This is a genomic window from Paenimyroides tangerinum, from assembly GCF_003865405.1.
In the GTDB taxonomy this organism is placed as follows: Bacteria; Bacteroidota; Bacteroidia; order Flavobacteriales; family Flavobacteriaceae; genus Flavobacterium; species Flavobacterium tangerinum.
The window spans coordinates 41,338-54,706 of sequence record NZ_RQVQ01000017.1; the positions used below are offsets into that span (position 1 = coordinate 41,338).

General features: G+C 31.2%; 13 protein-coding genes and 1 pseudogene. 4 read left to right on the forward strand and 10 right to left on the reverse strand.

Annotated features, from left to right (window positions below; all coding sequences use genetic code 11):
* Positions 1-48: 48 nt before the first annotated feature.
* The 8 genes and pseudogenes from argC to EG240_RS09025 all read right to left on the reverse strand — a co-directional run bounded on the left by argC (position 49) and on the right by EG240_RS09025 (position 6,629).
* Positions 49-1,020: an N-acetyl-gamma-glutamyl-phosphate reductase gene (argC, locus tag EG240_RS08990; RefSeq protein ID WP_125019062.1), complete on the reverse strand. Its 972-nt coding sequence runs from the start codon at positions 1,018-1,020 to the stop codon at positions 49-51.
* A 63-nt stretch (positions 1,021-1,083) separates the two neighbouring features.
* Positions 1,084-2,274, reverse strand: coding sequence for an argininosuccinate synthase (argG, locus tag EG240_RS08995; RefSeq protein WP_125019063.1), 1,191 nt, complete (start codon positions 2,272-2,274; stop codon positions 1,084-1,086).
* An 18-nt stretch (positions 2,275-2,292) separates the two neighbouring features.
* Complete coding sequence (locus tag EG240_RS09000; RefSeq protein ID WP_125019064.1) at positions 2,293-2,976, reverse strand: GNAT family N-acetyltransferase; 684 nt, start codon at positions 2,974-2,976, stop codon at positions 2,293-2,295.
* Between the two features lie 590 nt (positions 2,977-3,566).
* Positions 3,567-4,022: pseudogene (locus EG240_RS09005) on the reverse strand (DUF4494 domain-containing protein); the annotation flags it as partial.
* Positions 4,023-4,133: 111 nt separating this feature from the next.
* Positions 4,134-4,646 (reverse strand): adenine phosphoribosyltransferase, encoded by a 513-nt coding sequence (locus EG240_RS09010; RefSeq protein WP_125019066.1) that lies wholly within the window; start codon positions 4,644-4,646, stop codon positions 4,134-4,136.
* 6 nt (positions 4,647-4,652) lie between these two features.
* Positions 4,653-5,681, reverse strand: a complete 1,029-nt coding sequence (locus EG240_RS09015) for a glycosyltransferase family 9 protein (RefSeq protein WP_235830361.1) — start codon at positions 5,679-5,681, stop codon at positions 4,653-4,655.
* On the reverse strand, positions 5,681-5,980 hold the full coding sequence (locus tag EG240_RS09020; RefSeq protein ID WP_125019067.1) for a hypothetical protein: 300 nt from the start codon (positions 5,978-5,980) through the stop codon (positions 5,681-5,683). Before EG240_RS09020 ends, EG240_RS09015 begins: the two co-directional genes overlap by 1 nt.
* A gap of 43 nt (positions 5,981-6,023) precedes the next feature.
* The gene (locus EG240_RS09025) at positions 6,024-6,629 is read right to left on the reverse strand and encodes a DUF4254 domain-containing protein (RefSeq protein ID WP_125019068.1); all 606 of its coding nucleotides are present in this window, start codon (positions 6,627-6,629) and stop codon (positions 6,024-6,026) included.
* A 68-nt stretch (positions 6,630-6,697) separates the two neighbouring features.
* On the opposite strand from EG240_RS09025, the gene upp reads away from it, so the two are divergent.
* Positions 6,698-7,339, forward strand: coding sequence for a uracil phosphoribosyltransferase (upp, locus tag EG240_RS09030; protein WP_125019069.1), 642 nt, complete (start codon positions 6,698-6,700; stop codon positions 7,337-7,339).
* Here upp and EG240_RS09035 read toward each other — a convergent pair.
* Positions 7,334-8,263, reverse strand: a complete 930-nt coding sequence (locus tag EG240_RS09035; protein ID WP_125019070.1) for a DUF6427 family protein — start codon at positions 8,261-8,263, stop codon at positions 7,334-7,336. The genes upp and EG240_RS09035 overlap by 6 nt on opposite strands.
* A gap of 109 nt (positions 8,264-8,372) precedes the next feature.
* On the opposite strand from EG240_RS09035, the gene EG240_RS09040 reads away from it, so the two are divergent.
* From EG240_RS09040 to EG240_RS09050, 3 genes are all read left to right on the forward strand, one after another.
* Positions 8,373-8,606, forward strand: a complete 234-nt coding sequence (locus EG240_RS09040) for a DUF6341 family protein (protein WP_125019071.1) — start codon at positions 8,373-8,375, stop codon at positions 8,604-8,606.
* 48 nt (positions 8,607-8,654) lie between these two features.
* Positions 8,655-9,077: a GNAT family N-acetyltransferase gene (locus tag EG240_RS09045; RefSeq protein ID WP_125019072.1), complete on the forward strand. Its 423-nt coding sequence runs from the start codon at positions 8,655-8,657 to the stop codon at positions 9,075-9,077.
* A 153-nt stretch (positions 9,078-9,230) separates the two neighbouring features.
* Entirely contained in the window at positions 9,231-12,044 is a 2,814-nt protein-coding gene (locus EG240_RS09050) for a M16 family metallopeptidase (RefSeq protein ID WP_125019073.1), read from the forward strand.
* 42 nt (positions 12,045-12,086) lie between these two features.
* Here EG240_RS09050 and purD read toward each other — a convergent pair whose 3' ends face one another.
* Positions 12,087-13,361, reverse strand: coding sequence for a phosphoribosylamine--glycine ligase (purD, locus tag EG240_RS09055; protein ID WP_125019074.1), 1,275 nt, complete (start codon positions 13,359-13,361; stop codon positions 12,087-12,089).
* Positions 13,362-13,369: the final 8 nt, after the last annotated feature.

The window sequence follows — 13,369 nt, forward strand, 5'->3', positions numbered from 1 at the left end:
AATGTCATAAAGCGCTCTTAATACTTTATACTTTTATCTTAATTCTTTTTAGAATACTACAGCTTTCAATTTTAAACCAGCAGTTTCTTCTAAACCGAACATTAAATTCATATTCTGAACGGCTTGCCCGCTTGCTCCTTTCAATAAATTATCGATCACAGAGAAAATAGCTAATTTGTTTCCGTGTTTCTTTACGTATAACAAACATTTGTTGGTATTCACTACTTGTTTTAAATCTATATTGGTTGTAGATACAAACGTGAACGGATGTTCTTTATAATATTCTTGATATAATTTTACAGCATCTTCTTCAGACAAATCTGATTTTAAATAAACTGACGCAAAAATTCCTCTTGAGAAATCGCCACGTTGTGGAATAAAATCAATCTCTTGGTCAAAATTTGGTTGTAATGAAAGAATACTTTCTCCCATTTCATTCAAATGCTGATGTGTAAATGCTTTATACACCGAAATGTTATTGTTTCTCCAACTGAAATGTGAAGAAGCGCTTAATCCTTGTCCAGCCCCTGTAGAACCTGTAATCGCATTGATATGAATATCATCATTCAATAAATTAGCAGAAGCTAATGGCAATAAAGCCAATTGAATGGCTGTTGCAAAACAACCTGGGTTTGCGATATAATTTGCTTGTTTGATTTTTTCACGATTCATTTCAGCCAAACCGTAAACAAATCCATTCGCATTCGCAGCTAAACGATGGTCTTGACTTAAATCGATGATTTTAATGTTTTCGTTGAATGAATTGGTATCTAAAAACTTCTTCGCATCTCCATGACCCACACACAAAAACAATACATCAATATCTTGAGAAATTTCACTAGTAAACAACATATCTGTTTCACCAATTAAATCTGTGTGAACTTTATATAATGGATTACCAGCATTACTATTACTGTGAACAAAAGTAATTTCTGTATTTGGATGATTTACTAAAATACGTAATAACTCACCACCTGTATAACCTGCACCACCAATTATTCCAACTTTTACTTTCTTCATTACTTTATATTTTCAAAAAAAGGCAGAAGCCAAAATGAACTTCTGCCTTAAAGTAGATAAAATTTATTTGTTGTTTACTTTATGCCAAATAGAAACTTGGTTTCCAAAAATTTTCGAGAATCCTTTTACATCATCACCTGTCCAAGAATTATTCATTTCACCGTAAGTACCAAATTTATTTGACATTAAATCGTTTTCAGATTCAATACCAATTACCGTGAAATAGTTAGGTTGTAATTGAACAATTACACGTCCGTTTACTGTTTCTTGAGATGATTGTAAAAAAGCTTCGATATCTCTCATCACTGGGTCGTGGAACTGACCTTCGTGTAAGAAGTTACCATAAAAAGCTCCTAATTGATCTTTCCAAGACAATTGCCATTTTGTCAATACGTGTTTCTCTAACGTGTGGTGCGCTTTTACAATAATGATTGGTCCAGCAGCTTCAAATCCAACACGTCCTTTAATACCAATAATTGTATCACCTACGTGAATATCACGACCAATACCATAAGGCTGTGCGATATCTTGTAATTTTTGAATTACCTCAACAGAAGTCATTGCTTCACCGTTTAAAGCAACTGGCTCACCTTTTACAAAATCAACAGTTACTTGTTCAGTCCCTGATTTAGAAATTGGAGTTGGCCAAGATTCTTCAGGTAAATATTGGTTAGAAGTTAAAGTTTCTTTACCTCCAACTGAAGTTCCCCAAAGACCTTTATTGATTGAATATTTTGCTTTTTCTGCGTTTACTTCGACACCGTGCTTATGTAAATATTCAATTTCTGCTTCACGAGATAATTTTAAATCACGAATTGGAGTAATTACTTCAACATTCGGAACTAAGATTTCAAAAATCATATCAAAACGCACTTGGTCATTTCCTGCACCAGTTGAACCGTGAGCTACGCATTCTGCTCCGATTTTCTTTGCATAATTTGCAATAGCTGTAGCTTGACAAACACGTTCTGCACTTACAGATAATGGGTAAGTTGCATTTTTAAGTACGTTTCCGAAAATTAAATATTTAATACTATCGTTATAGTAATTTGTAGTTTCATCAATAACATTATGAGAAGCTACACCTAAACTTAAAGCCCTTTCTTCGATTTGTTTTAATTCTGCTTCATCGAAACCACCTGTGTTAACAACCACAGAATGTACTTCTAAATTTAAATCTTTAGCTAAATAGATGCAGCAAAATGAAGTATCTAAACCTCCACTGAATGCCAAAACAACTTTCTTTTTACTCATTTTAATACGTATTGATGATTATACAAATAATGTCACGATTTTACTACCTTTAAACTTCATTACCAATCGTTTAAGTAATGAAGATTTTTTTTGCATATTTTTTAAACGCTCTTTCGCTTTTGTTTTTTCTTCGATTTTGCGTTTTAATTCTTTTTCTTTTTCTGCTGGATCCCAAAGCATCGCCGTACATAAACAATTGTTACGTTCTTTACTTTGTAAGATTTGGAAGTTTACACAAGAAGTACATCCTTTCCAGAATTCTTCATCTTGCGTTAATTCAGAATAAGGAACTGGTTCGTAACCTAAATCCGAATTAATTTTCATTACCGCCAAACCAGTAGTCAATCCAAAAATTTTAGCATCTGGATATTTTTCACGTGAAAGCTTGAAAACTCGGTTTTTAATAGATTTTGCTAAACCACATTTTCTAAATTCCGGATTTACAATTAAACCTGAATTCGCTACGTAATTTCCGTGACTCCAAGTTTCGATGTAACAAAAACCTGCCCAGCGACCATCTTTATGAAGTGCGATTACCGATTTTCCTTCTTTCATTTTGTTTGCGACGTACTCAGGTTTTCTTCGGGCAATTCCCGTTCCTCGAGCTTTTGCTGATTCAAACATTTCATCACAGATTTGCTCTGCGTAACCCATATGCGATTCATTCGCTGGTATGATAATAAAATCCGATGGTTTATTCATTTGGAAATTATGGCTGGTCAAAATAATCTGAACAAAACACACGTATAGTGTAATGTTTCAATTAATATTATTAATAAAATTGTTTTTGAATGTTTAGCTAAACTAAGCTGTTTATGCTAAAAGAGATTTCGAAAAGTGTTCGAAAATCAAGCCCTGGCCCTTATAGGCGAAAAGGGAGAAGTGGTATTCACACAACGTCGCAACATAGCTTGGATGCTATATTGGTCGAATAAAATATTTGTGTGAATTGAAATCATTTCCTTTTAGATGAAATTTTATGATGCAAAGTTATCTAATATTTTTTTTAAAAAACAAGAAAAAAAGTTTTTTTTAACTTATACATACATTTGTAAATCAATAATTTACAAACATTTTTTTTTAACATCTAAATAAAAGCAACAAAGCTGTTGTTTGTGTTTTTTTAAAGAAATCATTTTTTTAAATATAAAAAAAACCGACATTCAAAAAAATATCGGCTTCAACTTATATATATTTTAATAATTTAAAAATTATTAACAAAAATTACGTTTTGAAATCACCAGTTTTAAAACATCATTTTAATGTTTTATTTTAAGAAAAGATTAACCTATCAATTTTTCTTCAGAAACTTCTTCACCTTTAAAGAAAGGAAACACATCAACAATCGGCGATTCTGAAATTGCAGGAATCGTAAATTCACCCATTGTGTTTTGCATCACTTGCATGGTATTATCAAAAGCTTCTTTTACATCATTGGCTTGAATTAACAAATAAAAGCTCGTTTTACGCTCTTTACCACTTTCTTCATCATAGGCTAAAAGAGAAACTTTAGACTTAAACCAACGATCAGAGTTTTCGAAATTATGAATCTCAGCAAAATTTGCTACTTTAATGTTTACAATTTTAAATTCTTCAGTAACAAAAGCAGCCATTTCCGTATTAATTCTAGATTCCGCTTCGGTGAACGAAAGTGCATCAACCAAATAAGGTTCAGAAACTACTTTTTGAACTCCACTTTCATCTATTTTTCTATATTTAACTTTGCATTCGTACCAAGTTGCACTCATAATTACTTTAATTTTTAAGGAACGCAAATATAGATTTTAAAGAAAAAGTAATAGTTAAAAACAACAAATAGATATTCACAATTTGAAATATTGTGTCTAAAAGCCGGATAACTAATAATGTATCAAAGCTTGTACATCATAACCTTTTAATTTTTCTTTTCCGTTTAAGAAATCTAATTCCATTAAAAAATTACATTGTACGATTTCACCACCAGCACGTTCAATTAGTTTACAAACTGCAGCAGCAGTTCCTCCAGTTGCCAAAACATCATCGTGAAGCAAAACTTTTTCTCCAGGTTTTATCGCATCAATATGCATTTCTAAGGTATCTGAACCGTATTCTAATTCGTAAGATTCAGAAATAGTATCAAAAGGTAGTTTACGTGGTTTACGAACCGGAACAAAACCCGCATTTAATTCTTGAGCCAAAAGCGTTCCGAAGAAAAAACCTCTACTTTCTATGCCAACAACTTTATCTATTTTTTGTCCGTTTAATTTTCCTACTAATAACTTCAAAGCTTCTTTACGAGCTTCAATATCATTTAAAAGTGGCGTAATATCTTTAAATCCAATTCCTTCTTTTGGGAAATTTTGAATATCTCTGATAAATGATTCTATTTTCATAATCAATTATTTTACAATTTTATTAATTTGATTCACAACCATTTCTGGTAAAATCGTGCGCATAGCATTTTCGTAACCAGGTACAATTTTATTTCCGTAAATAGATGTTGGAATTAACGGATATTGATTTCTGTCTGCGGTTAACGAATTTATTTCAGGTTGATTGAAAGGCACAAAACCTGCAAACGGATGGGTTTGCCCCCAAAGCGAAACCACCGGAATTCCGTACATAGCAGCAATATGTGCATTTCCAGAATCCATTGAAAGCATTACATCTAAATTTTGAATCACGATTAATTCTTCCTTAAAAGAAAGTTTTCCTGCCAAAACAAAAACATTATCAATTTGTTGTTGCATTTGGTTTAACAACTCAATTTCCTTGTTTCCTCCACCAAATAAAAAGATACGATAATTCTGATTTTCTGACAAAATTCGAATCACTTCTTCCATTAAATCTTTTGGATAGACTTTAGAATCATATTGTGCAAAAGGTGCAATTCCAATCCATTTATGTTCTTTATTTTCGACTTTAGAAATAATGTCTTCGTTTAGAATTGGTTTAGTTGGAAAAATCGGATTTTGTAACGAAACATTAAATCCTAATTTCTGTAAGGTTTCTAAATGACGATTTACCATTGATTTTACTGGAGCAAAAACTTTATTTTCTGTACGAGTTAAGGCTTTTTTCTCATCGCGTCCTTTATCTGTAAAAGCAACTTTTGTTCCTGATAAAGCAAAAAAAGTTCGAACAATTTTTGAACGTAAAACATTATGAAAATCGGCAAAATAATCAACTTTCAGCTTCTTTAAATCGGTAAACAATCGGTATAAACCTAAAAATCCTTTGTGCCGATTATTTAAATCAACAGCAAAAAATTCGACATTAGGAATATGATTGAAAAATGGCTTAAAAAACGGACGAGAAACCACGGTAACTTTCACTTCTGGATATTGCGAAACCAAAGCAGAAATAACCGGAACCGTCATTGCAACATCGCCCATTGCCGACAAACGCATCATTACAATATGTTTCATTATTCTGTAAATGCATTTAAAATGGTTATTGAAAATCGGATGAATGTGTTATATCCGTAAGCAAAAGAAAGCAGCGGAACTACAATCATAAATAGGATTAAATATCTCCAAGGTTTGGAAGTTTTAGCACCAATTAATTTCACAAATGAATATAATAAAAGATAATAAACACTTAAAAAACCTAATGGCAAAAGAAAAACTTGTGCGTAAGGATTAAAGAACGACCAAATTACTGCACCAACAATCACCAATAAAATGGTAAATATTAAGATTGAAATGGTTTTTGAAATTTTTTCCATAAATAAAAAAAGACTTTCCGATTTAGAAAGTCTTTCAAAGTTACTATTTTTTGTTCTGATATAAAACAGGGTTTAAATCATCGTCGTTGTACATTTTCATTTGCTTGTACACTTTCATATATTTATCTCCGTTTTCGATATCAGAAATTAATTGACTGATAGAAGTGAACATGTCATTTTTTTGGTCTAATAACACGTCTAATTTCGCTTGACATTTAGCTCTATGTTCTTCAGAAGCTGTTTCACGAGTTGCTTCTTCGTTCATATGATAAATTTTTAAAGCTAAGATAGATAAACGGTCAATTGCCCAAGCTGGACTTTCTGTGTTGATTTTAGCATCTGCTTTTACAACAACATCTTTATATTTATCTAAGAAATAACCATCAATATATTCGACCATATCTGTACGAACTTGGTTAGAAGCATCGATTTTACGTTTTAAATCTAAAGCTGCAATCGGATCAATTTGTGGATCACGAATAATATCTTCATAATGCCATTGTACTGTGTCAACCCAGTTTTTTGCGTATAATAAATGTTCGATTGTTCCTTTTTCGTAAGGATTATTTATAGGCTGATAAACATCATCAAATTTGTGATAGTCAGCAATACTTTGCTCAAATATTGGAAATGCGAATTCTGCAAACATGGTTAAAAATTTTATTTACAAATATACTTTTTATAACTTTATAAACTCAAATTTTTATACAAAAAACCATGCATATTCACTATATATCAGAGCAGAATAGTATTCTAAATCACTTTTTAGCGCAACTTAGAGATGTAAACATCCAAAAAGACAGTATGCGTTTTCGTAAAAACATCGAACGAATTGGTGAGATTATGGCTTATGAATTAAGTAAAACCTTACCATATCAAGAAGTTGCCGTACAAACCCCACTTGGGATTAAAAATACAACCACCATAAAGGACAATGTGGTTCTATGCTCAATTTTACGTGCAGGATTGGCACTTCATACTGGTTTTATGAACTTTTTTGATGATGCTGAAAATGGTTTTGTTTCTGCATCTAGAATTCACGGAAATAAAGAAATCAAAGTGGAATATCAAGCTGCTCCATCATTTGAAGGAAAACATTTATTGTTATTAGATCCGATGTTAGCAACGGGTCATTCTTTAGTAGCGGTTTATAACAAATTGCTAACTGAAGAAACTCCAAAAGAAATCCATATTTGTGTGGTTATTGCTGCTCCAGAAGGAATTAAATATTTACAAGAAAACCTTCCGGATTATTGTCATTTATGGGTTGCAACTCTTGATGATGGATTAAACGAAAAGAATTACATTATTCCTGGATTAGGTGATGCAGGAGATTTAGCTTACGGTGAAAAATTATAATTGCGTAATAAAAATCCAAATACTAATTCCAAGAACGCTTACCAAAGTTAATTCTTTCATCCAATTCTTTGCTAAGCGTTCCATATAATTTGCACCTAAAATAGAAAGTGGAAAGAAAGTGTAAACTAATAAACTATTCATTTTGTGGTCAGAAAGTACATAAATCGAAACCCCTACTAAAAAGGACACAAGTAACAAATTATAGATTGCATGTAAACTTATAGGTAATTTCCTAATTTCTAAAACTTGAGAAAAAGCAAACAAACAAGCGATTGAAGTAAATAGTGCCAAAGCTATATTTTGATAAATATTTTCGAAATAAGTAAAATTAAAACTAACTACAGCGTGATCTTTCCAATAATTAATAAAAGAAATATCAGCATATAAAGTATAGGTATAAAACAAAATACTTACCGAAAACAACGAAATGAAAGGAATAAACCAATTTCGATAATCTTCTGAAACAAACCAAAGAATCGCAAAATACAACAGAATTATAAAAAGAATACTCCAAAAATGAAATAAGGAAGCTACTAAAATCAAAAAAGCAGCGTCAAAAATCTTTTGTTTTACATCTCGTAACGAATGAAGTGAAAAAATCCTACGCAATGCCAGCAAAACAAAAAAATTGGCAACAATAACTTCATTATTATCTAGAATAGTAGAAAATAGGATAAAAAAACAAGTGTAAAAAAACAACGAATACAAATTTTGATTCGCTAATTGATTTTTAAAAGTTATGAATTGAACCACAAAAACAGATAATCCCAAAACTAAAAACAAAATAATTTTATTAACCAAACTAAAACTACTTGTTGACCAAGAAAAATCAGTAAACAAATTCACTAAATACACCAATAACAGAGCTATGGTAATTAAAAAATAGTTGATTGGCCTGCTTTTAGAAAAAAGATTTGTTAACATGTATAATTTTTTTATTATTTATGTAAATAACTTGTTGATAAAATTATTACTTTTGTAGCAAAGTTACTATTTAACTTTTCTCAATCAGCAATTATTTAATAACAATATTATGTGGACATCTTTATTTGAAGGACTAGGTAGTTTTTTTACCGATTTTTTAATGGTACCATTTTTATGGCTATCTAAAGTAGAAAATGCAAACTGGTGGTTAGGTAATATCATTACATTTATTTTCATCATCATTTCTATTATTGCATTCTTCTATTGGATTAAGCAATTACAAATTTTCGAAAAATCTGGCGAAGATGTGCAAGATACAACAGCACATTCTTTCTTAAAATAATATACCTAAGTCACGACGGAATCGTGACTTCTTTTTTATACAAAAATAATGACAATTAAAACCTACCAATCATACAATTTCCCATTTGAACTAAAAAAAGAAATTGTCGATTTTTTATTCACGCATCTTGAACAATTTGGAGACAGTAAGGAAGTAATCACTAAAGCACTAAATTACATTGTTGACAAGGGCGGACATTTAGTTCTTTGCCTTGAAAAAGAAGAGATAACAGGTGTTGCAGTAATTAATCACACACACATGGATAGTTATATACCTGAAAACATTTTAGTTTATTTAGCAACTGATTTAAATCGTCGAAGAACTGGAATTGGAACTTTAATCATGAAAGAAGTTTTAGATGTTTGTAGAGGAAATATTCTTTTGAGAATTGACGCTCATAATCCAGCAATTAAACTTTACGAAAAATTCGGATTCACAAATCCATATTTAGAAATGGTTTTAAAAAGATAAACACCTCATTAAGAAAAATAATTTCACAATCTTTCAAAGCTAACCTCATCATAAAAGGTTGGCTTTATTTTTTACCAATATTTTAACAAAAAAATCATATATTTATACATATTTTTAAAATTCAAAAAAACTAACCGATTTTAATATTAATTTATGAATTTAAGAAAACTAACACTTGGTTTGTTAATTCTTCCAGCATCTTTATTTGCGCAAATTGCAGATTTAAATCAAAAATTACCAACGGATCCAAATGTGAAAATTGGAAAATTAGACAATGGATTAACTTATTACATTAGACACAATCCAAAACCTGAGAAAAAAGTTGACTTACGTTTGGTTTTAAACGCTGGATCTATTCTAGAAACCGATAACCAAGTTGGTTTAGCTCACTTTATGGAGCACATGGTTTTTAATGGAACAAAAACGTTTCCTAAAAACGAACTTATCGATTATTTACAAAGTATTGGTGTAAAATTCGGTCAACATTTAAATGCTTATACAAGCTTTGATGAAACCGTTTATTTTTTACCAATTCCGGCAGATGATCCAGTAAAACTAGACAAAGGTTTTAAAATTCTTGAAGATTGGGCTTTTAACGCAAATTTGGATGCAAAAGACATCGATGATGAACGTGGAGTTGTTATTGAAGAATATCGTACGCGCTTAGGTGCAAATGAACGTATGATGCGTGAATATTTGCCAAAAATGTTATACAATTCAATGTATGCAAAACGTTTACCAATTGGAACGAAAGAGAACTTAGAGACTTTTAAACATGAAGAAATCCGTCAATTCTACAAAGATTGGTATCGTCCAGATTTAATGGCTGTAATCGTTGTTGGAGACATTGATGTGAACGAAATGGAGAAAAAAATCAAAAGTCATTTTGGATCGTATAAAAATCCAAAAAATGCTCCAGCTAGAAAATCATTTGATATTCCAAATCACAAAGAAACTTTTGTTTCGATTAGTACAGACAAAGAAGCTACAAATGCAAATGTTCAAATTTTATATAAAGATCAAGGAATTTCAAAACCTTCAACTACAGTAGGTGATTACAGAAATGACTTAATTGAAGGATTATTTGGACAGATGATCAATGCACGTTTAGAAGAATATACAAACAGTGCGAATCCGCCATTTATTTACGGATATAGTTATTATGGTGGAATGTACGGTAGAAATAAAGATGCGTTCCAATCGTTTGCGATGACAGCTGAAGATAAACAACTAGAAGCTATCAAAACATTAGCAATCGAAAATGAAAGAGCTAAAAGATACGGTTTTACTCAATCTGAATTAGATAGAGCTAAAAGCGAATATTTATCTTCTTACGAAAAAGCTTACAACGATAGAGATAAAAATAATTCTTCTGCATACTTAGGTCAATATCAATCTAATTTCTTAGAAGGAGAAGCAATACCTTCTATTGATTATGAATTTAATTTAGTTAAGGAGTTGCTTCCTACAATTACATTAAACGAAACAAATAAATTAATTCAGAACTACATTAAAGATGAAAACCGTGTAATTATCTTAACTGGACCTGAAAGAAAAGACGGAGGTAAAACTACAGAGAAAGAAGTTTTAGCTGCTTTAGACGTTTCTAAAATTGAAATCACACCGTATCAAGAAGCAACTATTGCGGAATCATTAATTCGTAATGAAATCAAACCTGGTAAAGTTGTAAAAACTACTAAAAATGCAAAATTAGGAACTACAACTTTAGAACTTTCTAATGGAGCTAAAGTAACCTATAAAAAAACAGATTTCAAAAATGATGAAATTCTATTTAATGGAGCTAGTTTTGGTGGATTCAACTCAATTGATACAAAAACATACAAAACAATTAATTTAGCAACAGGAGCGGTTCCACAAGCTGGTATTGCAGGAATGGATCAAAACGCACTAACTAAGTTTAATTCAGGTAAAATTTACCGTGTAAGTCCATATGTTGGTGGAATGACCGAAGGATTTTATGGTAGTTCTACACCAAAAGATTTAGAATATCTATTCCAAACTGTTTATGCATATTTCACTGATTTAAATTATGATGAGAAAGCATACGAATCAGAAAAGAATAAAAATAAATCATACTATGCTAATTTAATGTCACAACCTGAAATGTATTTCTCTAAACAAGTAAATGATTTCATGTATGGACATAACGAACGTTACATCTCTTTCCCACCTAGCGATAGCGATTGGGACAAAACAGATTACAAAAAAGCATACGATTTATATAAAGATCGCTTTGCAGATGCAAGTGATTTTGAGTTCTTCTTCGTAGGAAATGTGACTGATGATGAAATGAAAGCTTATTCTGAAAAATACATTGCTTCTTTACCAGCTCTTAATAGAAAAGAAACTTTCAAAGATACCGGTTCAAGACCAATAAAAGGAGTTCATAAAAAAGAGGTATTCAAAGGAAATGATGATAAAGCTACAGTAAGAATTTCATATACTGGAGAAACTACTTATTCAGAAAAAGAAAATTTAGCAATGCAAGCTTTAGGAGAGATCTTGACGATTAAACTTATTGAAGAATTACGTGAAAAAGAAGGTGGAGTTTATGGAGCTAGCGCACGCGGAGGCTTAAATAAATTACCTTATGGTTCATATAGTTTTAGTATCGGATATCCAACGAATCCTGCTAGTGCTGATAAGTTAATTGAATTGACTTTAAAAGAAGTTGAGAAAATTCAGAAAAATGGTCCTGAAGCCAAAGATTTAGAGAAATTTAAAGAAGGTGAAATGACAGATTACACAATTTCTTTAAAAGAAAACAACTATTGGCTTGATGTTTTAAGTGATTCATATACTGACAAAGAAAATCCTGAAAAAGCATTAGACTTTGAGAAGAACTTAAAAGCTTTGACAGCCAAAGATGTTCAAGATGCAGCAAACAAATATTTGAAAAACAATAGAGTAATTTCAGTTTTAAAACCTGAATCTGCAAAAAAATAATTTAATAAAAAAGAGCTTCGGAAATCCGAAGCTCTTTTACTTTTATTTTAAATCGAAACCTATATCTTTTCTGAAATACATACCGTCAAATTTTACTTTTTCGATACTTGAATATGATTTTTTCAAAGCATCTTCAAAATTATCTGCATAAGAAGTAAAGGCTAAAACACGACCTCCATTAGATACGATTTCATTATCTTTCAAAGCTGTACCCGCGTGAAAAACAATTGAATCTGTTACGTACTCTAAACCAGTAATCACTTTATTTTTTTCATAATCTTCTGGATATCCACCAGAAACAACCATAACTGTTGTTGCTGCTCTTTCGTCAATTTCAAAAGAAACCTCATCTAATTTTTGAGCACCAACTGCTTGGAATAATTCAACTAAATCTGATTTCAATCTTGGAAGAACAACTTCAGTTTCTGGATCACCCATACGAACGTTATATTCAATAACAAACGGGTCATCTCCAACTTTAATTAAACCTATAAATACAAAACCTTTATATTCAATATTATCACTTTGAAATCCATTTACCGTAGGAATTACGATGCGTTCTTCAATCTTTTTCATAAATTCCGCATCAGCAAAAGGAACTGGAGAAACAGCCCCCATTCCACCTGTATTCAATCCTTGGTCACCTTCACCAATTCTTTTGTAATCTTTAGCAGTCGGAAGTAATTTATAAGATTTTCCATCAGTTAAAACAAAACAACTTAATTCAATTCCATCTAAAAACTCTTCGATAACTACTTTTGAAGAAGCATCTCCAAATTTAGCATCAACCAACATGTTTTTTAATTCTTGCTGAGCCTCGGCTAAATCGTTTAAAATTAAAACACCTTTACCAGCAGCTAATCCATCAGCTTTAAGAACGTAAGGCGCATTTAATGTAGTTAAAAATTCACAACCTGCTTCAACCGTATCCTTTGTAAAAGATTGATAACGTGCTGTAGGAATATTATGCTTTACTAAGAATTCTTTAGCAAATTCTTTACTTCCTTCTAATTGCGCTCCAAGTTTAGATGGTCCAATTACTGGAATTTGAGTTAACAAATCATCGTTTTTAAAGAAATCATAAATTCCATTTACTAAAGGATCTTCAGGACCGACAACTACCATTTCGATGTTGCTATTTAAAACAAATTCTTTAACTGCAAAAAAATCGTTTGGATTCATCGCAACGTTAGTCGCAATTGAAGCTGTTCCTGCATTTCCAGGAGCTACAAAAAGTTTCGAACATTTGTTGCTTTGTAACATTTTCCATGCGAAAGCGTGTTCTCTTCCACCTGAACCTAATAGTAAAATATTCATTGTGTTGT